This is a genomic window from Microbulbifer mixtoriginis (SeqCode) (assembly GCF_052468275.1).
On sequence record NZ_CP174341.1, the window covers coordinates 2055861 to 2076947 of the forward strand.

A 21087-nucleotide genomic window follows, 5' to 3' on the forward strand; every position below is an offset into this window, starting at 1 on the left:
CAGGTCCGTTTGCCGTTATTTATTCTGTTAATGAGTCAATCATGAGCCAAGATATCCACTCCAGCCGAATTCTGATCCTCGACTTTGGGTCCCAGTACACCCAGTTGATCGCCCGCCGTGTGCGCGAGCTGGGTGTTTTTTCCGAAATTCGCGCCTTCGACATGAGCGAAGAAGAGATCCGCGAATATAACCCGAAAGGTATTATCCTGGCCGGCGGGCCTGAGTCCGTACCGGAAGAGGGTTCTCCCCGTGCGCCAGAAGCAGTTTTCAATTTGGGCGTGCCGGTATTGGGCATCTGCTATGGCATGCAGACCATGGCACATCAACTCGGTGGTGCCGTGCAGGGAAGTAACATCCGTGAGTTTGGCTACGCTCAGGTAAAAGTTGAGGGCACTTCTAATCTGCTGCGCGATATCAAAGACCACCTCAACGATGAAGGTGAGGCGCTGCTGGATGTATGGATGAGCCACGGCGACAAAGTCGTGCAAATGCCAGAAGGCTTTGAGCTGATGGCCTCCACCGATTCCTGCCCCATTGCTGGTATGTACTCCGCTGACAAGAACTTCTTTGGGGTACAGTTCCACCCGGAAGTGACACATACCCTGCAGGGTATGCGCATCTATGAACACTTTGTCATCGACATCTGCGGTTGTGAAAAGCTCTGGACCCCGGCCAATATTATCGAGGACTCCATTGCCAAAGTGCGCGAACAGGTGGGTGATGGCAAGGTATTGCTGGGTCTCTCCGGTGGTGTCGACAGCTCTGTGGTGGCGGCACTGCTGCACAAGGCTATTGGCGATCAGCTGACCTGTGTTTTTGTGGACAACGGCCTGTTGCGCAAAAATGAGGGCGATCAGGTGATGCAAATGTTTGCCGACAATATGGGCGTGCGGGTTGTTCGCGCCGATGCGGAAGAGGATTTCCTCTCACGTCTGGCAGGTGTGGATGAGCCTGAAGCCAAGCGCAAAATTATCGGCAATACCTTTATCGAGATTTTCGATCGAGAAGCGTCCAAATTGCAGGATGTGAGGTTCCTGGCTCAGGGTACTATTTATCCAGATGTGATCGAATCTGCCGCCGCCAAAACGGGCAAAGCCCATGTAATCAAGTCTCACCACAACGTGGGCGGCTTGCCGGAAGATATGCAGTTTGAACTGGTGGAACCACTGCGTGAGCTGTTTAAAGATGAAGTGCGCAAAATCGGCCTGGAGTTGGGCCTGCCTTACGATATGGTTTACCGCCACCCCTTCCCGGGACCGGGCCTGGGCGTTCGCATTCTCGGCGAGGTAAAGAGAGAGTACGCCGATATCTTACGCGAGGCAGACGCCATCTTTATCGAGGAGTTGCACAAGGCTGATTGGTACCACAAAACCAGTCAGGCATTTGTGGTATTCCTGCCGGTGAAATCGGTTGGTGTGGTGGGCGATGGCCGCCGCTATGAATATGTAGTGGCGCTTCGAGCCGTGGAAACCGTGGACTTTATGACGGCGCGTTGGGCGCATTTGCCCTACGAGTTGATTGAGAAAGTCTCCAACCGCATTATTAATGAGATAGAGCATATCTCCCGTGTGGCTTACGACGTATCGAGCAAGCCACCGGCTACCATCGAGTGGGAGTAAGCGCTTAATCTCAATTCTTTAATGGGGCGCTTGGCGCCCCATTTCTCTATTTTCCCCGCCAAGCGTGCCACTTTCCACAGCTGAGCCCTTTACTTCAAATGGCGCTTAACTGGTGCGCACGTCTCTTGCTTTTATCTTGTAATTCACTGTAACTCGTTGATTTTTTGGGCGTTTCAAAAGCTGGTCATTTTTTCTTCAGATTGTCACATTGGCGCAACCATGGGCCTTTGCGACAGGGAAAGAATAGTTATCCTCAGAGATATCCACAGAATCTGTGGGTAGCCAATCTTCGAGAGGGGTGCAGTTGGTAATTAGGGGGTTGAAAGAGAAAGAAGGGGCACCTTTTGCACAGAGATGCCCTGGGCGGATTAAAGTTGGCGCCGGAAGCTGATCAGTGCCGCAGTAACCGCTACGTTGAGGCTCTCCACACCATTTTGCATGGGGATACGCACTAGCTCGTTACACTGCTTGGTGACCGCATCGCTAACCCCGCGGGTTTCATTGCCCAGAATAAAAATAGTTGGTTTGTTACCGGGAACCTCTGCAAGGGTCATTGAGGCATGGGAGGACAGGCCACAGATACGTGCGCCGGAATCGCGAAAATCGCTTAGTGCATCGGCCAGGGTGTCGCACCGTAGTATCTGGGTTTTAAACAGAGTGCCGGTGCTGGCTTTGATCACCAGTGGGTCAATCTGTGCGCAGCCCTTTCTCGGCAGGAGAATACCATCCACACCGCCGGCACAGGCTGATCGGATAATCATGCCGAGATTTTGTGGATTGGTAATACCGTCCAGCGCTAAAAGTTCGTAGGTCTTAGCCTCATTCTTGGGCAGGAAGGCTTTGTAGTTGCCGTAGTTGGGTAGGGCCAGATCCAGCGCTACACCCTGGTCCTGGCGAGAATTTTTCGAGATGCGGGAGAGTTCTTTCCGATCCAAGTAGGAGATTTCTATCTGGCGCTCCTCGGCCAGAGACTCCATTCGACTGATCAGCTGGTCGCGTCGGTTGCTGCTAGCCAGGTGCAGCTTGTGTACCGGAAGTTCTGGGTCTTCCAGTGCTTCGAGCACCGGCTTGCGCCCATAAATAGTTAGTAGGCTGTCGAAAAAGGCCCTTTTTTTTAGGTATTCAGAGGAGTCTTTCACCGCATTGGCTCGCTCAGTAGTTCGATCAATTTGGCCGCGCTCTCATCGGATAGCTGGCCCCGCCGCGCCAACTCTACACAGGCGAGGCCCAGTTGGCGATAGTGGTGCGCGAGTTCCGGGGCTGTGGAGGTTAAGTCTTTCAGCTGGTTGGCTACTGTTTCCAGGTCGCCCCGGGCGATCGGGCCGGTGAGAGAATTCTCCGGTCCAAGAGCCATATTATTCTGTGCGGTCTGCAGAACAATTGGCTCCAGTAACTTGAGGGCACTATCGCGGTCGATACCCGCCGCAGCGAAACTGCTCAGGCTGAGATCTATGAGTACGGTGAGATAGTTGCACGCGATCACCGAACCGGCATGGTATAGAGACTTGTGCTGGGCTTCGATGTTGAGTATTTCACAGCCTATGGTAGTGAAAGCTTCTGCTAAAGCCTTTGTTGCAGAGCTTTCGCCCTCTAGGGCGACGCTACAGCCGGCGAAACTGTCGAGGGAGCGCAGCGGGTCGGCAAAGCTGTGCACCGGGTGGGCGCTGGCGATAGCGGCAGGGCGCAGCACTTCGAGCACTTGTGAGCTCAGGGCGCCACTGCAGTGGAAGGCTGCTATGTTTTCGCGTTCGCCAAGGTGGTTGGCGAGGCGTTCAACTGTTGCGGCAATCTCGCTATCGCTGCAAGCGATTAGCCAGAAGTCTGCGGGCTTCATCAATTCCAGCGCGGCTACTGCGTGCCCGGCGCCGATAAACTCGGCGGCAGCCTGTGCGCTTTCCAGACTGCGGTTAAAAATCGATTGAACTTGAAAAAAACCGGTCTGTTGCCACAAGCGCCCGAGAGTTTTCCCCAGGCGCCCGGCACCAATAATGTTGAGTGTCTTCATTAGTTGCCGGCGAGGCAGTCCAGGTAAGCTTTAACAGCATTCTCCAGCCCCATACCGATGGCGTCTACGGTGAGGGCGTGGCCGATTGAGACTTCCTGTAATCCTGGCAGGGTGCGGTAGCGGGGCAGGTTGACCAGGTTCAGGTCGTGGCCCGCATTTACCCCCAGCCCCAATTGGCGAGCATGCTCGGCGGCGGCGCAGTGAGCGCTGAAGATATCTTCCAGTTCCGCACTCTGTTTTGCGGCTGCTTCTGCATAGGGGCCTGTATACAGCTCAATGCGATCAGCACCCACATCCTTGGCCAGGCTGATCTGCTCTAGATCCGGATCCATAAACAAGCTAACTCGGACACCGGCGTCCTTGAGTCTGGCGATCAGGGGGACCAGGCGCGGGCCATCGAGTTTGAGGTTGAAGCCGTGATCGGAGGTTAGCTGGTCGTTGCTGTCGGGGACCAGGGTGCACTGGTCTGGTTGGGTTTCCAGTACTAACGGCATCAGGCCGGGATAGTCCCCCTGGTGCAGGGCAAAGGGATTGCCCTCAATATTGAACTCAATACCCTGGCGATCGCGGCACAGTGCAGCCAATTCGCGTACGTCATTGGGGCGGATATGGCGCTGATCTGGGCGTGGGTGTACGGTGATACCCTGCGCACCAGCGTCTAGGCATATCCGACCGTGGGCAGTGACATCGGGGAAGTTACCCTCGCGGGAATTGCGGATCAGGGCGATCTTGTTGAGATTAACACTGAGAGCGATCACAGCTTATTCTCCCTTGCTGTTGGTGGCGACGGCGTTGTCACCGGTGTCTATACGTTTGGCCTCAAGGATGCGGATGGGCGTGTTGGGGGCACTTGGGTGCTGTCGATAGAGGCCCCTTGGCTGCTCTACCATCTTTTCCACAATATCCATGCCGGCAATCACCCGGCCAAAAACGGCGTAGCCGGGCTTGTCTTCTTGGGCGTCGAGCCTGGTGTTATCGACCAGATTGATAAAAAACTGAGAGGTAGCGCTGTCTGGGTCGTTGGTTCTTGCCATAGAGAGGGTGCCGCGCAGGTTTTGCAGGCCGTTGGCGGATTCGTTGATGATGGGGTCTTGGGTTTCCTTTCTCTGGAAATCGAAAGTAAATCCGCCGCCCTGAACAACGAAGCCCGGTACTATCCGGTGGAAGATGATCCCATTGTAAAAGCCGTTATCGGTATAAGTAAGGAAGTTCTGTACGGTGACCGGAGCTTCTTTGGCGAAGAGTTCGATCTGAATAATGCCCAAGTCGGTTTTAAGTTCCACGCGCGGGTTTTTGGCCAATGCGGGAAGGGCAAGGGTTGCACAGAGTAGCATTGCAAATAGTTTACGCATCATCCTAAGTCCTTTAGGTTTTACGGCAGTGTTTCGACACAGCCGCTTTTGAGTTGGATGTAGGGCCTGGGGGGATATCACTTCCCCCGGGGCTCAATAGTATGCGATTTCGACGAGAGTGGGCGAAATCAGTTCGCCCACTCTGAGTGGCGCTTGCGCGGGCGTAGGTGCGGGGCAATCATTGCAAGGAGGGCGCCCAGTAGTACAGACAGAGCGCCATACATATACCACTTGTGGCTTTCACTGCCGGATAAGCGCTGAATTTCCGCTTCTGCCATGGTCTTCTCCTGCTTGAGTAGTTCGTGCTGGTGCAGGAGCTTCTGGTGGCGCTCATTGAGTGCCAGGGCATCTGCTGATAACGCCTTTAGGGTTTTCAGCTCGGCTGCGAGCGTCTGGCTCTGTTGCTGGGCGGACTCCAGGGAGCTACTCAGCTTGCTATTTTCTTCCTCCAGGCGGCGGACTTCCCCACCGAGGTTGCCTTCCATTTTCTCAAAGCGTGCCAGGTTCGCTTCCGCTTGTTCCAGCTTGAGTTTGGCCACTGGGTCGGAGACCAGGTATTGGCGCCTCACCCACCCCTCTGTGCCACCCTGGGTGCGCACGCGGGTCCAACCCTCTTGCGGGGCATCTTCGAGAACACTGAGCTGGGTGCCGCTGGGCAAGCCGCGGTGCAGGATACGAAATCCATTGCCTTTACCGGCGCGCATGGGCACATGTAGCTGGTCGGTGATATAGCGAGTTTCGGCGGCGGCAGTTGCCGGGACTGCGTTGAGCAGTGTGGCGGCGATCAGGCCGCACAATAATTTCTTCATTGCGATACAGCTTGTGCTTGTTGTTATTAGGGCAGTACTAATTTGAATGGCTTGACAGAAGTTGAAGCGTAGACACCAGCAGCCACATAGGGGTCGCCGTCGGCCCAGGCCTGAGCCTCCTCAAGCGAGGGAAATTCGGCAACCACTAGGCTGCCGCTAAAGCCAGCCTCACCGGGTTCTTCGCTATCAACGGCGGGGTGTGGGCCTGCAACCAGCAGGCGCCCCTCGTCTTTAAGACGGTTGAGTCGGGCTAAATGGTCTGGACGCGCTTTTTTACGCAAAGGGAGACTATCGCTAACATCTTCACTGATGATTGCGTACCACATTGTGAATTTTGCTCTTGTTAGTTGATCAGGAAATTTTGTTATTGGGCAACCATGACTTCTTCCAGCTTCAGCCCGGTAAGCTTGCCGATACGGGAAAAGAGGAAAAAGAGAACCAGCATTAAAATAATGGTGGCCGGCAGGGCGATCACCGGATAGCTGAGTGCGGTCATTTTACCCAGTTCCTCATTGAAGGCTTCCGTACCCGGAGGGCTCTGTAAAATAACTTTCGCCAGTACGTAGTTGAGTACTGAGGAGAGGAAAAAAGAGGCGGCGATCATCCAGGATGCCTGTTGCAAGGTGCGCTCAAAGGCACCCTGGTTGCCTTTGTTGGCGAGACTTTGGGCAATCTTGGCGGTATCCAGTATCTGGTCGTTGTACAAAAGCGTCTTTACCAGTGGCCAGCGGGTGTAGAGGGAGGCAACGGTGGCGATACCCAGCAGGCCTGGAATGGCGGCTTCTTTAATGGCGATATACTGCGGATCCAACTCCAGCAGGCTGATGCCACCGGTGAGCAGGATGCTGATAGTTCCCAGGGCGGAGAAGAAGTTGACCTTGCCAGAGCGAATGAGGTCGCGCAGTCCGTAGCCGAGGGGGAAAGCCAGTGCGACCACTAGGGCCCATTTGGTGCCAAGCCAGTCGTCCCCGGAGAGTTTGGTCAGGACCAGGGTGGGGATAACGATGTTGAGAAGCAGATTGCCGAGAAGGCCCTCTTTCTTCTTGGGCTTCTGTTGGGCTACTGGGGTGGTCGAATTCGTTTCGGTCATACTCAATTCCGGTGATAATGCCCGCGGGAAGCTGGTTGAGAGGTCATATTGCAATGGCTCTCAAAGAAAATCGCTTCCCCACTGACAATACTGCTGTCAGACTCCGGTTCCTCGTGGCCGCCAAGGGAGACCTATGGTCCGGGCCCTATCCTTGAAAACACCGGTTGCGAGTAGGACAGCGCCACCGGATGATTGTTCCAAATAATAGATACTGCGACTTTTAACCCCTAGAGAGAGTGAGAGCCTGCTGTTGAGTTTCCTGCCAGAAGATCTGAATACAGATCTTGTAGACCTTCACTGCCACAGTACCGCTTCCGACGGTATTTTAAGTCCTGCTGAGCTGGTGTCGAGGGCGAAATCTCAAGGTGTGACACTGATGGCACTCACTGACCACGATACGGTGGATGGTGTAGCTGAGGCACAGGCGGTTGGTGACCAATTAGGCATCACCGTGATGACGGGGATCGAATTCTCCAGCCTTTGGGGGCGACGCTCCGTCCATGTAGTTGGATTGAATGTTGACCCGGCAGCCGAGTGCTTGCGGCAGGCAATTGCCCTGCGCGAGCGATTGCGCCAAGAGCGCGCCGAGCGGATTGCCGAACGTCTAGAGAAGCGCGGTTTTCAGGGCGCTTTGCAGGGGGGGCGTGCGATTGCCGGTGATTCCGTACTGGGGCGGCCGCACTTCGCCCGTTGGCTGGTGCAAGCCGGGCACGTTGAGGACACAGCGCGGGCATTCAAACGTTATCTGGGCGCCGGCAAGATCGGCGATGTGCGCGTGGAGTGGCCACAATTGCAAGAGACTGTAGAAACTATACAGTCTGCTGGTGGTGCGGCAGTGTTGGCACACCCTCTCAAGTACAGTCTCACTCGAACCCAATTACTGCGTCTGCTGACAGAGTTCTACCGCAGTGGCGGGAATGCTATAGAGCTGCTCTGTGGCCGGCAGAACCCCACGCAGACCAGAGAACTGCGCACCCTCATGGCGTTGGCCGTTGGCGATTCCTGCAAAGCTCCATTGTTGAGCTCTTTGGGGAGTGATTTCCACCAGCCGGAGCAGCCCTGGAGGGAACTGGGCTGTGTGCGTTTACCCGAAGACGTCGAGCCGGTGTGGAATCTGTGGCACACTCTGCACCGGGATCGACCCGGGGAAGCAGTATCTGCCTGACGGTGTGAATTTTCACATCACACCAGAGGGGGAGTCGGCATTGGTCGAACCCTAATCCCCGGCGGGTATCAGAGCCCGCCGCAAGAGGTTTCAATTGATTAAAGCTTGGGGGCTTTGTGGCGCAGTTCTTTCAAATTCATCCGGACAATCCTCAAGGGCGGCTGATCAGTCAGGCCGCAGATATAGTGACTAGTGGTGGGGTGATTGTTTATCCCACTGATTCTGCCTACGCGATAGGCTGCCGATTAGGGGAGAAGCTAGCGGTTGAGCGGATTCGCGCTCTGCGTCAGCTGGATAAAAATCACAACTTTACCCTGATGTGTCGTGATCTTTCCGAGTTAGCCACTTACGCCAAGGTGGATAACCAGATGTTCCGCCTGCTAAAGAACCACACCCCGGGCTCCTATACCTTTATTATGCCGGCCACCGCAGAGGTGCCTCGCCGTCTAATCCACCCCAAGCGCAAAACCATTGGCATTCGCGTGCCCGACAACCCCATTGCTTTGGAGTTGATTGAGGCGGTGGGTGAGCCGTTGATGAGCTGCAGCCTGATTATGCCTGGCGATACGCAGCCGCTGACCGACCCCTATGATATTCGCGACACCCTTGAGCACCAGGTGGAGCTGGTGATCGATGGTGGCTTTTGTGGAATGGAAGCGACTACGGTAATTGACCTGACAGGCGATGAGCCCGAGCTAATTCGCCAGGGCTGTGGCGCCACAGATGAAATACTGGGCTGATTAGTGCCTCACTGGTGTATAATCGGCCGTTTGCGATTTTGAGGGTGGGGCAGGGTGTCCAGTGAAGAACTAATAGCCGAGGTGGAGGAACAGGTGCTCGCCGATGTTGCAGCTACCGAATCTGCCGCCCCTGCTGATTCGCCCACGGAAAACCCGCTCTCCGAGGAGAGCGAAGGCCCTCTCGCACTCGTGTTGGGGGAGGCATTTACCGACCTGCCCCCAGATCTCTTTATTCCACCAGATGCTCTGGAAGTTATCCTGGAAGCCTTCGAAGGCCCACTGGATCTGCTGCTTTACTTAATCCGCCGCCAGAACCTGGATATTTTGGAAATTAACGTCTCGGACATCACCCGCCAGTATATGGCTTATGTGGAGATGATGACGTCGATGCGTTTTGAGTTGGCGGCGGAATACTTGGTGATGGCGGCAATGCTCGCCGAGATCAAGTCGCGCATGCTGTTGCCGCGCCCGCCAGCAGCGGAAGAAGAAGAGGGTGAGGACCCTCGCGCTGCACTGATTCGCCGTCTGCAGGAATACGAGCGCTTCAAAACTGCGGCCGAGGATCTCGATGAAATACCGCGCATGGGCCGCGATATCCATCAGGCCAGTGCCGAAGGACCGGACCGTAATATTACCCGGCCCGACCCAGAGGTGGATCTCAAGGAGGTATTGGTTGCGCTGGCGGATGTGTTGCGCCGCGCCGATATGTTTGAGAGCCACCAAGTGGAACGCGAAAAGCTCTCTACCCGCGAACGTATGACTCAGGTGCTAGATCAGATCCGCCACGGTCAGTTTGTGCCGTTTGTGAGTCTGTTCACCGCAGAAGAGGGGCGCCTTGGCGTGGTGGTGACTTTCCTAGCGGTGATGGAGCTGGTCAAGGAGTCCCTGGTCGAGCTGGTGCAAAATGAAGCTTTTGGGCCCATTCATGTGCGCGCAGCTAGCCAGGGTAATGTAGCCGGTGATGATGAACTTGACGAAAGTACAGATGACTCCTACGCAGGAGAGCCGGGGGAAGCACCCCAGTTTTCCGATGCCGAGAGTGCCTTGAGTCAAGACTTGAGTGATCAGGAGTCACATTCTGAAGGGCAGGTGGAGCCCAGAGAAGAAGAGTTGGAACAATAAGATGACAATCGCTCCGGAATTACTGCGCAGAATCCTGGAGGGTGCCTTGTTAGCTTCGGCTCAGCCCCTCAGTGAGGAAAAATTGTTGTCCTTGTTGGACGAGGAGGAGCGCCCCTCCGCCACAACCCTGCGGGATGTGCTCGGTGAGATTGCCGAGAGTTATGCTGGGCGCGGTTTTGAGCTGAAAAAAGTTGCCAGTGGTTGGCGCTTCCAGGTGCCGGAAGATCTGGCCCCCTGGGTGAACCGCCTATGGGAGGAAAAAGCGCAAAGGTATTCCCGCGCAACTCTGGAAACATTGGCGATTATTGCCTACCGTCAGCCGGTCACCCGTGGGGATATTGAGGAGATCCGCGGGGTTGCGGTCAGCTCCCAGATAGTGAGAACCCTGTTGGATAGAGGTTGGATCAAGGTGGTTGGTCACCGAGATGTGCCCGGTAAGCCCTCCCTCTACGCGACCACCAGGGATTTCCTAGATTATTTCAATCTGTCCTCCCTGGATGACTTGCCCACTTTGGCTGAAATCCGTGATATCGAGAGCTTGAATAAGATTCTCGAATCAGAGGGGCTCCCCCCCGAGGAAATCGCGGCTGCACTCGCCGCTGAGGGAGAGGAACTTTCAGAGGGCGAGCAGGTGAGTGTGAAAACGGAAGAGGAGGCCGGCGCACTGGAAAGTGAAGAGCAGCAGGAATCTGAAGATGCGGAAACGGATACCGATGCTGAGGAGGATGCCCGGGTCGCTGCAGCGCTTGAGGAAATCGCTGCGGAGGCCAATATACAGCTAGAGACCGATGGCGAGCAGCCCGAGATAGAGACCGAAGCTGCCGAAAGTGATGATGTGGCAGTAGCTGAGTTATCCACAGAGGCGCAAGAAGAGATCAAGGATGAGGCGCCGGAAGATGAATGGGAGTTGGCGCAGACGCAGTCTGAAAGCCCAGAGGCTTCTGAGCCTTTGAGTGTTGACGCCGAGGAGGGGTCAACTCCGGAAAAAGAACATGAAAGCGAAATTGAACAGGACGACGACGCTGGGGAGCCACAAGCCCCTATCGCGGCAACACTGCCCAAAAGCAGCCTGTTTGGTGATATCGACACTGAGGCTGCAACCGATCAAGAGGAGCCGGGAAGTAGCGATGTCGATGAAGATTCCCAAGAAGTAGTGCAAGCGGAAAACACCACCCCATGAGTGATGGCACCTCGCCAGCAGGCGAAAAATTGCAAAAAGTATTAGCGCGCAGCGGCCTGGGGTCGCGGCGTGAGATGGAGCGCGCGATCGATGCGGGTCGCGTGACCGTTAACGGAAAAGTAGCGGAACTCGGAGAACGGGTGACCAGTGCGGATCATATTGAATTTGATGGCCAGGGCTTGCCCTCCAGCGGGGAAAACCGCTGCCGGGTAATCCTATACAACAAACCTGTCGGCGAAATCTGCTCGCGCCACGATCCGGAAGGGCGCCCCACGGTTTACGACCGCCTGCCCCGGCTGAAAACCGGCCGCTGGATATCCGTTGGCCGCCTGGATTTCAACACCAGTGGTCTGCTGCTGTTTACCAATAGTGGCGAGCTGGCCAACAAGTTGATGCATCCCTCATCGGTGATCGATCGCGAATACCTTGTGCGCATCCAGGGAGATGTGGATGAGGAGATGAAGCGACGCCTGCTTAAAGGGGTGCTATTGGATGACGGCTCCGCGCGCTTTACCGATATTGTCGAAAGCGGCGGCGAGGGTAGAAACCGCTGGTTTTACTGCGTGGTGATGGAGGGACGCAATCGCGAGGTGCGCCGTTTGTGGGAGTCCCAGGGGGTGCGCGTGAGCCGCCTGAAGCGGGTGCGCTATGGCAGTGTATTTATTCCATCCCACGTGCGCGTGGGCCAGTGGATTGAGATGGAGCCCAGGGAAATTGACGACCTGTGTATCACCGCCGGTCTGCCCAAGCTGGGCCAGCGACCGCTAACCCAGGGGGAAAAACAGAACCTGGAACGCCAGAGGCGCAAACTGCGTAAGTCACCGGTACCGGCGCAGCGTCGTAATAAGTCCTGATACGGTTACGTTTTTTTACGAAAAAGCCCGCATTCTGCGGGCTTTTTCGTGCTTGGGTGCTAGCTTTAGCCTACAGCTGGTTCTCCTTTTGCTCTTCATTTTCAGGAGTTTCTCCAGCCTCTTCTTGCTGTTGATTCTGCATCTCAGACTGTACGCCCTGCGGGCCACCACCCATGGCGTCGTCGACATCGGAGGGAATATCGGACACCGAATTACTGGTGTCATTAGTCTCCTCCTTATTGGCTCCCTCGGTTTTGGTACTGGACTCCATCAGTTGCTTGAGCTTTGCCAGTCCTTGTTCGTAGGACTCCCCCACCATTTTTTTGATGGCCAGCCCCATCCAGCGCTCCCTTGGGCCGCCACCGGTATCGGTATTAAAGCTCCAGACAACCTGGGTGCCGCCGTTTTGGGGCATTAACCTGAATTCCGCGGAGGCTTCACTGCCGTCACCAAAATTAAGCTTGTTGAGTACTGTTGAGTCCGGCGTGCTGGCGATGATGGTCTGGGTTCCGCTGCCCTCATTGGAGTTTTCGCCATGCCAACTCATGGTTGCCCCCACCCCCGTTTCTGGACCGCTGTATTTATATTCCATGGCGGGATCTATATGCCGCCAGGGGGACCAGCTGTTGAATTTTCGATAGTCGTTGACGTAGGGGAATATGGTTTGGGGTGGTTTGTCGATGTAGATACTGCGCTCCAAGGAGACTTCACGGGGAAACAGATAACCGGCTAGGAGCAGTAGTATCAGAAATACGAAGATATAGAGTATCCAGCGCATAGCGGGGCCCTTTGCTATTTTCGGGATCGCTGACCCCGATTGCCGGCGAATAGCCGGCACTAGTCAAGGTTATAGCAGTTCCTCTGCGGTTTAATCGTCGCTGAGATGGATAAGTGGCAGCTTGATCTCGACACAGAGGCCGGCACCGGGGTGATTGCGCGCGGTAATGCTGCCACCGTGGTGCAATATCGTGCGCTGGGCGATAGCCAGTCCCAGGCCAAAACCACCACTCTCGCGAGTGCGGGCGCTGTCCGTGCGGTAGAAGGGGCGGAATATGGCTTCTAGGTCGGATTCTTCCACACCGGAGCCAGAGTCGATTACAGAGATACTGCAGCTGTCTGTGGACTCCTGCACCAGTACCCGCACCAGTCCGTGGCTGGGGCTGTATTTGATCGCATTGCGCAAGATATTCTCCAGCGCTGCGGTCAGGGAGCTGCCGCGAGTAGCGACAAGCAGCTCTTCACCACTGGCGCTCATATCAAAGCCGAGATGTTTATCCGTCGCTTCGATCTGCAGGTCGTCGATCAGCGCTGAGAGCAAACTGTTGAGCTCTACTACGTCATCCAGTGGGCGCTGCTCCTGGTTGCTGACCGGCAAGGAGAGAACGTCGGCGATAATATCTTCGAGATAGTCCGCGGCTTTGCCGATTTTATCCAGTTCAGTATCGAGCTCTACAACTTGCTTCTGGCGGGCGATCGCGAGGGCTACCTGCAGTCGTGCCAGGGGCGAGCGCAATTCGTGGGACACATCTTTAATCAGGCGACGTTGTTCGGACATGGACTCCTGAAGCTGGGCGGTCATGGAGTCGAAGTCCAGTGCCAAGTCGGTCAATTCATCGTTACGGGTGCGCAGGCTGGGGGCGACCCGGTAATCCAATCCTCCGGCGGCGACACGCTTGGTGGCGGCGCGCAGTTGTTCTAAAGGGCGGCTCAGGTAGCTGGCCAGCCAGTAACAGGCGACGCCCGAGGCAATCATAGAGAGCAGCAGCATGGGCCAGAAGTTGCGCCAAAGGAATCGCAGTAGCAGCCCCTCTTTACTATCTCCGGCAACCAGGGCAATACGCAGAGGGTCTCCTGTGCGCAGTGGCAGGAAGAAGCCAACGGTAGGTTTGTTATCCACTAGCATATGGGCCTCGCGATTGCGGTAGTCGAGGCTATTGATCAGCGGTGCCATGTTCTGTGGCAGTGGTCTCCCCAGCAGGTCGTTGCCTTCGCTATCTATTGCGTACACCCGCCGCTTGACCTTTTTGGGTGCGCGCTCCAGCCAGTGCTGAAACTGCTCGGGCCCATGGCGGCGGGCGATACGCATATTGCGCATGACCTCTCGAAACAGTGCGGGCCCCTCCCAGCGCTCTTCCTGGCGGGGGTCACCAAACTCGCCAAAATGGGTAATGTAAATGGCGGCAACCACCATCACCATGGCGGTGATCCATGCGCCAAAAAACATTTTCCAGAAGAGGCTGCGCATTTTGATACTACCTACTGCTTGGCCTGGGTGAGCATATAACCGGCGCCGCGTATATTGATAATCAGATCACGGCTGGCGCCTTTGTCCGCGAGCTTCTTGCGAATGTTGCTGACATGTACATCAATGGAGCGGTCGTAGGGCATCAGTTTACGCCCCAGGGCATTCTCGGTGAGTACCTCTTTGCCCACTACATCCCCAGCACTTTGCACTAACACCTTGAGCACAGAAAATTCGGCCCCTGTCAGGGATAGGGCTTGGTCACTCCAATAGGCCTGATGCTCGGTTGGTAGCAGGCGCAACGGGCCGCTGCTAAGGCTGTCGTCGTTATTTTCTACCTCAACCCGACCGCGACGCAAGATTGCGCGCAGGCGCGCTGCCAACTCGCGGGGATTACAGGGTTTGGGTAAGTAGTCGTCGGCACCCATTTCCAGGCCCACGATTCGGTCTACGGTGTCCCCTTTGGCGGTCAGCATAATAACCGGCAGGGAGCGGCTGGTGGGAGAGGCCTCCTCGCGCAGCTTGCGCAGTACATCAAAGCCATTGTGCACCGGTAGCATCACATCTAACACCAGGGCATCAAAGTGCTGGCTTTGGGCCAATTCCAATCCGCGGCCACCGTCGTTGGCGGCAGTTACATCAAAGCCCTCTCCGGTGAGGTACTCCCTCAGCAGATCAGTTAATTCTGTGTCGTCGTCGATTAGAAGGATGCGGCTCATGATGTTCTCTCAATTGCTGTGGGGCCATTATATGCAAAGCGTTGGCGCTAGTTATCACAGCTCTGCGGCCTTTTTACCGTTCTTAACAAATGTTTACCGGGGTTTGCCCCTGTTTACACAGGCCCGACTTACTATGAAATCACTGAATACAAACGTGAGGACGGAGTGATGAAAAACTGGAAGCTGGTGCTGAGTAGCCTGGCCTTGGCCGGAGTAATGGCTGCCCCTGTAGCTACTATGGCGTTTGGCGCTGAGGACGGCCATCACAAGCGCGGATTTGAGTATATGGCGCGCAAGCTGGAACTGACTGAGGGCCAGAAAGCGCAGTTGAAGGCTAACAGAGATAGCAATAGCGAAAGCAGGAATGCCCAGCGGCAGCAGTTACAAGAGCTGCGCAAGCAAATCCATACGGCTCTGGAGACTGGTGCAGACCAAGCCACCCTAGACCAGCTCGGGGCAGAATTAGGCAAGTTGCAGGTGCAAAAAATGCAGAGCCACTTCCAACTGCGCCAGCAGTTCGAGGCGTTACTCACAGATGAGCAGAAAGCAAAATTTGAAGAGTTGAAAGAGCAGCGCAAAGAGCGCCGCATGAAGTGGCGTGAAGAGCGCCTTGAGCGCCGCGCTACCGAGAGCTGATATCCCCAAATCGCAGACTCCTTGTGCGATCCACCGGGCGCACCCTTCCCCAGAGGCCCGGTCGGTTCATAACCCTTTGCCCCCACAATTATGGGGGCTTTTTTGTGCCGAGGTACAGCCTTGGTCAGCTTGCCGTGCCCCGCCTTTGCTGGGAGAATACGCCGCCCCGCCAATAGGTATCTAGTGTGGCCCGGATTGGGCGAAGAGGAATGACTGTGAGCAAAATCGGCTTGTTTTATGGCAGTGACGAAGGCAATACTGAATCTATAGCCCTGCGCATCCGTGCCCGCCTGGGTGAGGAGCGGGTAGACCTGTTTGATATAGCCGATGTCACACAGTTGGACATTGCCAACTACGAGCAGCTGATTTTTGGTATTCCCACCTGGGATTTCGGCCAGATCCAATCCGACTGGGAGGAGTTCTGGGAGGATGTGCAGGAAATCGACTTCAGCGGCAAGACGGTGGCCCTGTTTGGCCTGGGCGACCAGTTTGGTTATGGCGATTATTTCTTAGACGCTATGGGCATGTTGCACGATGTGATTGTCGGTCGGGGAGCGGCCATTGTCGGTTTGTGGTCGATCGAAGGCTATGAGTTTGAGGCCTCCAAAGCGGAGATCGAGGGCGAGGGCAAATTTATGGGGCTCGCTATTGATGAAGACCAACAGGAAGAGATGACTGCTGAGCGTCTCAACCTCTGGTGCAAACAAATCGCTGATGAGTTCACTCTCGCTGGCGGTGCCGCCAGTGTCGTCGAGCTGGATGACTAAATCTTCATGCCACAGACGATCCCCTTTAAAGATTTCTGGCCCTGGCTGGCCGAGCATCCCAACTGCATTCTCCGGGCCGGTACTCCAGAGAGCGTTGTTTACGATGATGATGACTACTACTGGCGCTTTGCAGAGGAGGATACCCGCACACTGCTTGTACAAGTGATGCGCGGCAAACGCCCGGTAGCGGAGTTCTTTATTGAGCCCTCACATATTGCTTCTGTACAGGTGGGCCCAGGGGAAAGGGGAGAGTATAACTTCGACCTGATGACAGAAATCCATGGGCAGATGCAGGTGATTTATTATTTTGTACTGTCACATGGCTTAGACGAGCCAGTGAGTCCCGTCGAGGAGCCCTCCCAGGCTTCAGGACAGCTCCACTAAAAGGTCGTTTCTTTGTGAAAGCACCAGTTGATAGCTCAACTGGTGCTGGAAAGTCCGGGGTGGTATTAGCTTACTACTAGTTTACAGCCGGCTGTTTTTCTACTGACCCAACACCGATATGCTTATCAATAAAGGCTAAAAGATCTGTATAAGATTTCATATTCTTCTCCTCAATGTAAAAGCTATGGCCTTGTTATCATAAGCGGAAATAAGGTTTTTCTAGCTTTTCTTTTCTCTCAAGTGGTACCAAGTTTAAATCGGAGAGTGATTCTTCCAGTTTATTCGAGACCCCCGACCTCTTGAGGTTGCTTCTTTGTGGGTCGTCTAATGGGTAATTTTAAATTTTATTTAACTTTAATAAGGCCTTTAAGGGATCTAAATGAGCGCCAAAATATTTCACAAGTTCTTATTTTTTAAACCTTTCCCTGTATTTCTTTTCTTTCTTGTTTTCTTTTTTGGAGGGTGTTCTGCTTCTCAAAAATTAATAAGCTCGAATTGGTATGAGGTGGAGACCGAGCATTTTCGCATTGTCACCAATGGGAAGCCGGACAAGGTAGAGAAGTTGGCTGATGATCTTGAAAGACTTAGAGTAGCAGCTACAAAGCATATTAATTTTATTCCAGATCAGCAAAAGTTAACTGTATATGCTCTTTCAGATAGATTGAGTTTTAAAGGAGTTACTGGTAGGGATGATACCCAGAGAGTTGTAGGTTTATTTCAAAATACCTCTCATGGTAGCTTTGCTTTAGTGAACCTATCTGGAAACCAATATTACCCTGGTAACCCGGCACGCCAGATTTTATTTCACGAATATATACATTTCCTTACTTATGGGCGTAACTCATCGAATCTTCCTTATTGGTTTAGTGAGGGTGTGGCGGAAGTCTTTTCAACTGTTAGTTTTCATGGGGAAGAATATGAGCTGGGGATGATACCAGTAAGTCGAGCAATTACTTTAAGTCATTTGGATGAGTTATCTTTAAAGGAACTCCTTACAGCAAAGAATGGCTCTTTAAGTAATAATGAGAGAGAAGCCTTATATGCTAACGGTTGGATGCTGGCGCATTGGCTGCTTTTTGATCCGCATCGTGTTAAAGCTTTGCAGCGGTATTTAGAAGGATATAGTAAGAGCTCAGATGAGGCGCGACCACTTTGGGATGAGTTGGGTATGAGTTTTGAAGAGTTAGAATCCCAATATCTTCGATTATCAAAGTCTGATTTTGGATACTATACAATGCGCATGCCTAAAATGAATATGGCTAATTTTGCTAAGAGCGTAAGGCAGCTTTCCCAAGAAGATGCAATTTTAGAGATTGCGCAATTTATGGCGGTTTCAGGGCAGAAGTCTAACAAATTAAAAGAATTCATTGATTATGCCAAAGAGCAGGGTGTTCATAGTTATCAGTTAAATTCAGCGATGGCTTCTGCAGAGTTTCAGAGTGGAGATTATCTTCGGGCAAGAGAGTGGTTAAGCTCTATTCCCGCTGAATTTCACGATGAAAAATGGTTCCTGGAAGTTCAGACACGCATAAGGCTAGCTGAAGAACTCTCGAAAGCAGAGGGTCTCAATTTAAGCGTAGTAGCCGATATACGAGATGAGTATATTAAGCTTGTTAATTCCCATGATGATGTGCCTGTTTATTGGTATGAACTTGCAATTGCAATGCAGGTACTAGGGTATCCAAGAGAAAGTTATCTAGAAATGCTGGAGCAGGCTTATTTACGTGCGCCAAGGCACACAGGTATAGCATGGTGGTATGCCCATGAGCTTTATATTAGCCGTGAGAAAGAATATTTCTCTCAGGTTGTCAGCCCCCTAATGGTACAGCTATCCAATTTGGAAAGGGAGGCTCGCCTAAGTTCAATGCGCAGGGAAATTGAAAATGTTAGCAGCCCTCGTTTATCCGCTAAACCTGTGAAAGAAGGTCTGGGAGAAGGCATTACTAAATACCAGGGTATGTCAGGGGAAAAAGCCTTCGCGTTGGCTTTAGATTTTAGGGGGGCTTTTGTTGTGGGCTTTTCTGAGAAGAATGTTAATCAGGAATCTGCAAATGATGATGCCCTTAATCTCTGCGAGAAATCTCGGCAGCGTTATAAGGTTTATGGAAAATGCCGCCTTTATGCAGAGGGGAATAAAATTGTAGACTCAGGGGTGGCTAATAGGCAACTTTGATTCACCCTTAATTTTGTATTAGATGCATTGGTAGGAAAAGTGTGGGCTTTTAGCCCACACTTTTAGTTTAAGAATATTGGCTATTTACTAGCTAAGTTCTCATTTACTCTTTCTCTATCCGACTTATGCTGATCAAACCAGTACAAAATAGAAGCCACTTTCGCAATCATCTGGCTGGGTCTTGCGGCAATACTGTGAGAGGCGCCTGGAATTCGTACCATTGCAGCTTCCACATCGTTCAACTTCAGTGCCTGGTAAAACTGCTCTGTTTCAGACATGGGTGTGCGGTAGTCCTCCTCTCCGGTAAGCAGCATAGTTGGCGTAGTGACATTGCCCACATAAGTCAGCGGTGAGCGGCGGCGATACTCCTCCGGTTTTTCCCAGGGCATACCCGAGAACCAGTATTTGGTAAAGAACCTGGAGTAATCTGCAGTTAAAACGAAGCTCTCCCAGTTGATTACCGGTTTGGCAACTACTGCTGCACGGAATCGGTCAGTTTTACCGATAATCCAGGCTGTTAGGGTGCCGCCGCCGCTGCCGCCGGTAACGAATAATTGCCCCTCATCGATATAACCCTGGTCGATTACTGCATCGACGCCGGCCATTAAATCGTCGTAATCCTGGCTCGGGTAATTGTGATGAATCAGGTTGGCAAATTCATGCCCGTAGCTGGTGGAGCCCCGTGGGTTTGTGTAGAGAACTACATAGCCGGCGGCGGCAAAAAGCTGCACCTCGGCGGCAAACCGGGGGCCATAGTTAGAGAAGGGCCCGCCGTGAATTTCCAACAGCAGGGGATATTTTTTCTTCGGGTCGAAATTGGGCGGGTAGGCGACCCAGCCTTGTATATCGCGGCCATCAAAACTGGACTTGTAATTGATCTCCTCCACGCGGGCCATATTGCGCAACGGCATCACATCGTTATTGAGGCTGGTCAGCGCTTTTACTTTGCCGTTGTGGGCCAAAGCCAGCTCTGCCGGATGTTGCGGATTAGTTTTCGTGTAAGCAATAGCTCCGCGTTTGGATGTGGCAAAGTGAGTGCCCGAGTAGGGCCGCCCCAGCGATAGACCGCCAGCATCACTGGCGACTACGGTGTCACTGCCACCAATTTTTTTAATGGCAATTTTTGTGGAGCCCTGATCGTCGTAGCTGTACGCGATACGTTTGCTGTCGCCGAGCCAGTCGAAGCTTGAGATGCTGCGGTCTTTAGCGGTTTGGACTTTGCGGGACTTGCCGCTGTCGAGATCGATGATGCGCAGGCTGTGTTGTTGGTACCCGAGCCGTTGATCCTCGAATCCCAGGTAGGCGAGCTTTTTACCATCGGGGGAAATCTGCGGATGGTGATCGGGCCCGAATCTTTCGGTGATCTGCTCGATTTTGCCATCCTTGAGATTTACTCTATAAATTTCAGAGTTCATCAATTCGATCTCGTGATCGGGGTGGCGGTTTGCAGAAAAGTAAATAGCGTCGTTGTTTTTACTCCAGGCGAGACTACTGCCGTGATCGAACTCACCGCTGGTAAGCTGACGCGGCGTGCCGCCCTCACGGGGGATGACAAATACCTGGGTGTGCCCCTGCTTGAGATAACCCATGCCGTCCGCACGATAAATACTGCGGTCGATAAACTGAGGTGGTTTTGCCCACTCTGCGCCCTCGGGGGCACCGGGTAGTTCAACCGGGAGCGGTTTGCTTTCTGGCACAAACATGGTGAAGGCAATTTGTTTGCCGTCTCGTGACCACTGAATATTTGAAGGGGATTTTGGCAGGTGGGAGATCTGCAGATTTTGGCCGTTGTCGAGCCACATTAGGTGTATCTGGGGGCTGCCGCTGCGGGAACTGATAAAGGCAATTGTTTTACCGTCCGGGGATAGGCGTGGCGAATAATCCGAGTAATCTCCTGAGGTCAGTGGGCGGTGGTCCTTGCCGTCGGCACTGATGCGCCATAGGTTTGCCCGCTTGTTGTCCGCCATTTTGTTCATGGAGTTGCGGACGTAGTAAATACTCTTTCCGTCGTTACTGAACTGAGGGTCGCTGGCATACTCGAGATTGAATACATCCTCATAGCTGAAGTTAGTGGGTTGCTCTTCAGCGAGGGCAGGACTGGCGATTAATATCGCCGCGGCTATTTTCAATAGTCTGTTCATGATCTGCGGGCTCCTCCATTTTGTTATCGGAAGGAGCATACCGCAGAGGCAGTTGGTTAGGAGGCGAATAAGCCGATCCGTGTATTTAG

General features: G+C 53.6%; 20 protein-coding genes and 1 pseudogene. 10 read left to right on the top strand and 11 right to left on the bottom strand.

Features of this window, described 5'->3' with window-relative positions:
• Positions 1-41: 41 nt before the first annotated feature.
• Positions 42-1619 carry a glutamine-hydrolyzing GMP synthase gene (guaA, locus tag ACJJIC_RS08960; protein WP_445356795.1) on the top strand — a complete coding sequence of 526 codons (1578 nt, stop codon included), beginning with the start codon at positions 42-44 and terminating at the stop codon, positions 1617-1619.
• A gap of 368 nt (positions 1620-1987) precedes the next feature.
• On the opposite strand, the gene rlmB is transcribed toward guaA, so the two are convergent.
• The 7 genes from rlmB to ACJJIC_RS08995 form a co-directional block, all read right to left on the bottom strand.
• Complete coding sequence (gene rlmB / locus ACJJIC_RS08965; RefSeq protein WP_445356796.1) at positions 1988-2758, bottom strand: 23S rRNA (guanosine(2251)-2'-O)-methyltransferase RlmB; 771 nt, start codon at positions 2756-2758, stop codon at positions 1988-1990.
• Positions 2755-3624 carry a Rossmann-like and DUF2520 domain-containing protein gene (locus ACJJIC_RS08970; protein WP_444902817.1) on the bottom strand — a complete coding sequence of 290 codons (870 nt, stop codon included), beginning with the start codon at positions 3622-3624 and terminating at the stop codon, positions 2755-2757. Before ACJJIC_RS08970 ends, rlmB begins: the two co-directional genes overlap by 4 nt.
• Positions 3624-4382, bottom strand: coding sequence for a pyridoxine 5'-phosphate synthase (locus ACJJIC_RS08975; RefSeq protein WP_444884162.1), 759 nt, complete (start codon positions 4380-4382; stop codon positions 3624-3626). Before ACJJIC_RS08975 ends, ACJJIC_RS08970 begins: the two co-directional genes overlap by 1 nt.
• Before the next feature lie 3 nt (positions 4383-4385).
• Positions 4386-4979 carry a peptidylprolyl isomerase gene (locus ACJJIC_RS08980; protein ID WP_444910184.1) on the bottom strand — a complete coding sequence of 198 codons (594 nt, stop codon included), beginning with the start codon at positions 4977-4979 and terminating at the stop codon, positions 4386-4388.
• A gap of 125 nt (positions 4980-5104) precedes the next feature.
• Positions 5105-5785 (bottom strand): TIGR04211 family SH3 domain-containing protein, encoded by a 681-nt coding sequence (locus ACJJIC_RS08985; RefSeq protein ID WP_252082703.1) that lies wholly within the window; start codon positions 5783-5785, stop codon positions 5105-5107.
• A gap of 26 nt (positions 5786-5811) precedes the next feature.
• Entirely contained in the window at positions 5812-6111 is a 300-nt protein-coding gene (locus ACJJIC_RS08990) for a YciI family protein (RefSeq protein WP_444886839.1), read from the bottom strand.
• A gap of 38 nt (positions 6112-6149) precedes the next feature.
• The gene (locus tag ACJJIC_RS08995) at positions 6150-6875 is read right to left on the bottom strand and encodes a VC0807 family protein (protein ID WP_252082700.1); all 726 of its coding nucleotides are present in this window, start codon (positions 6873-6875) and stop codon (positions 6150-6152) included.
• Positions 6876-7125: 250 nt separating this feature from the next.
• Here ACJJIC_RS08995 and ACJJIC_RS09000 point away from each other — a divergent pair, with 250 nt between their 5' ends.
• The 5 genes and pseudogenes from ACJJIC_RS09000 (at position 7126) to rluB (ending at position 11936) form a co-directional block, all read left to right on the top strand.
• Positions 7126-8040: a PHP domain-containing protein gene (locus ACJJIC_RS09000; protein ID WP_445356797.1), complete on the top strand. Its 915-nt coding sequence runs from the start codon at positions 7126-7128 to the stop codon at positions 8038-8040.
• A 116-nt stretch (positions 8041-8156) separates the two neighbouring features.
• A complete protein-coding gene (locus ACJJIC_RS09005) occupies positions 8157-8780 on the top strand; it encodes an L-threonylcarbamoyladenylate synthase (RefSeq protein WP_252082697.1) in 624 nt (207 codons plus the stop codon).
• 93 nt (positions 8781-8873) lie between these two features.
• Positions 8874-9725, top strand: a pseudogene (locus ACJJIC_RS09010) (segregation and condensation protein A); the annotation flags it as partial.
• 178 nt (positions 9726-9903) lie between these two features.
• The gene (scpB, locus tag ACJJIC_RS09015; protein WP_445356798.1) at positions 9904-11082 is read left to right on the top strand and encodes an SMC-Scp complex subunit ScpB; all 1179 of its coding nucleotides are present in this window, start codon (positions 9904-9906) and stop codon (positions 11080-11082) included.
• Positions 11079-11936 (top strand): 23S rRNA pseudouridine(2605) synthase RluB, encoded by an 858-nt coding sequence (gene rluB, locus ACJJIC_RS09020; RefSeq protein ID WP_444902814.1) that lies wholly within the window; start codon positions 11079-11081, stop codon positions 11934-11936. Before scpB ends, rluB begins: the two co-directional genes overlap by 4 nt.
• A 70-nt stretch (positions 11937-12006) precedes the next feature.
• Here rluB and ACJJIC_RS09025 read toward each other — a convergent pair whose 3' ends face one another.
• From ACJJIC_RS09025 to ACJJIC_RS09035, 3 genes are all read right to left on the bottom strand, one after another.
• Entirely contained in the window at positions 12007-12714 is a 708-nt protein-coding gene (locus ACJJIC_RS09025; RefSeq protein ID WP_445356799.1) for an SRPBCC family protein, read from the bottom strand.
• Between the two features lie 90 nt (positions 12715-12804).
• Positions 12805-14181 carry an ATP-binding protein gene (locus tag ACJJIC_RS09030; RefSeq protein WP_445356800.1) on the bottom strand — a complete coding sequence of 459 codons (1377 nt, stop codon included), beginning with the start codon at positions 14179-14181 and terminating at the stop codon, positions 12805-12807.
• Positions 14182-14192: 11 nt separating this feature from the next.
• Positions 14193-14897 carry a response regulator gene (locus ACJJIC_RS09035; RefSeq protein WP_444884168.1) on the bottom strand — a complete coding sequence of 235 codons (705 nt, stop codon included), beginning with the start codon at positions 14895-14897 and terminating at the stop codon, positions 14193-14195.
• Between the two features lie 168 nt (positions 14898-15065).
• Between ACJJIC_RS09035 and ACJJIC_RS09040 the strand changes: the two genes are divergently transcribed.
• The 4 genes from ACJJIC_RS09040 to ACJJIC_RS09055 all read left to right on the top strand — a co-directional run bounded on the left by ACJJIC_RS09040 (position 15066) and on the right by ACJJIC_RS09055 (position 18857).
• Positions 15066-15533 (top strand): Spy/CpxP family protein refolding chaperone, encoded by a 468-nt coding sequence (locus ACJJIC_RS09040; protein ID WP_444910179.1) that lies wholly within the window; start codon positions 15066-15068, stop codon positions 15531-15533.
• A 215-nt stretch (positions 15534-15748) separates the two neighbouring features.
• On the top strand, positions 15749-16300 hold the full coding sequence (locus tag ACJJIC_RS09045; RefSeq protein WP_444910972.1) for a flavodoxin: 552 nt from the start codon (positions 15749-15751) through the stop codon (positions 16298-16300).
• Between the two features lie 6 nt (positions 16301-16306).
• Entirely contained in the window at positions 16307-16684 is a 378-nt protein-coding gene (locus tag ACJJIC_RS09050) for a hypothetical protein (protein WP_444910178.1), read from the top strand.
• A 379-nt stretch (positions 16685-17063) separates the two neighbouring features.
• The gene (locus ACJJIC_RS09055; protein WP_444910177.1) at positions 17064-18857 is read left to right on the top strand and encodes a hypothetical protein; all 1794 of its coding nucleotides are present in this window, start codon (positions 17064-17066) and stop codon (positions 18855-18857) included.
• A gap of 80 nt (positions 18858-18937) precedes the next feature.
• On the opposite strand, the gene ACJJIC_RS09060 is transcribed toward ACJJIC_RS09055, so the two are convergent.
• Positions 18938-20998, bottom strand: coding sequence for an alpha/beta hydrolase family protein (locus ACJJIC_RS09060; RefSeq protein ID WP_445356801.1), 2061 nt, complete (start codon positions 20996-20998; stop codon positions 18938-18940).
• Positions 20999-21087 lie beyond the last annotated feature (89 nt).

Coding starts and splice junctions, on each gene's coding strand:
- ACJJIC_RS09040 (WP_444910179.1), top strand. CDS start 15,066: ATGAAAAACTGGAAGCTGGTGCTGAGTAGCCTGGCCTTGGCCGGAGTA.
- ACJJIC_RS09055 (WP_444910177.1), top strand. CDS start 17,064: ATGAGCGCCAAAATATTTCACAAGTTCTTATTTTTTAAACCTTTCCCT.
- ACJJIC_RS09050 (WP_444910178.1), top strand. CDS start 16,307: ATGCCACAGACGATCCCCTTTAAAGATTTCTGGCCCTGGCTGGCCGAG.
- ACJJIC_RS09060 (WP_445356801.1), bottom strand. CDS start 20,998: ATGAACAGACTATTGAAAATAGCCGCGGCGATATTAATCGCCAGTCCT.
- guaA (WP_445356795.1), top strand. CDS start 42: ATGAGCCAAGATATCCACTCCAGCCGAATTCTGATCCTCGACTTTGGG.
- ACJJIC_RS09030 (WP_445356800.1), bottom strand. CDS start 14,181: ATGCGCAGCCTCTTCTGGAAAATGTTTTTTGGCGCATGGATCACCGCC.
- ACJJIC_RS08990 (WP_444886839.1), bottom strand. CDS start 6,111: ATGTGGTACGCAATCATCAGTGAAGATGTTAGCGATAGTCTCCCTTTG.
- ACJJIC_RS09035 (WP_444884168.1), bottom strand. CDS start 14,897: ATGAGCCGCATCCTTCTAATCGACGACGACACAGAATTAACTGATCTG.
- ACJJIC_RS08985 (WP_252082703.1), bottom strand. CDS start 5,785: ATGAAGAAATTATTGTGCGGCCTGATCGCCGCCACACTGCTCAACGCA.
- scpB (WP_445356798.1), top strand. CDS start 9,904: ATGACAATCGCTCCGGAATTACTGCGCAGAATCCTGGAGGGTGCCTTG.
- ACJJIC_RS08995 (WP_252082700.1), bottom strand. CDS start 6,875: ATGACCGAAACGAATTCGACCACCCCAGTAGCCCAACAGAAGCCCAAG.
- ACJJIC_RS08980 (WP_444910184.1), bottom strand. CDS start 4,979: ATGATGCGTAAACTATTTGCAATGCTACTCTGTGCAACCCTTGCCCTT.
- ACJJIC_RS09025 (WP_445356799.1), bottom strand. CDS start 12,714: ATGCGCTGGATACTCTATATCTTCGTATTTCTGATACTACTGCTCCTA.
- ACJJIC_RS08970 (WP_444902817.1), bottom strand. CDS start 3,624: ATGAAGACACTCAACATTATTGGTGCCGGGCGCCTGGGGAAAACTCTC.
- rluB (WP_444902814.1), top strand. CDS start 11,079: ATGAGTGATGGCACCTCGCCAGCAGGCGAAAAATTGCAAAAAGTATTA.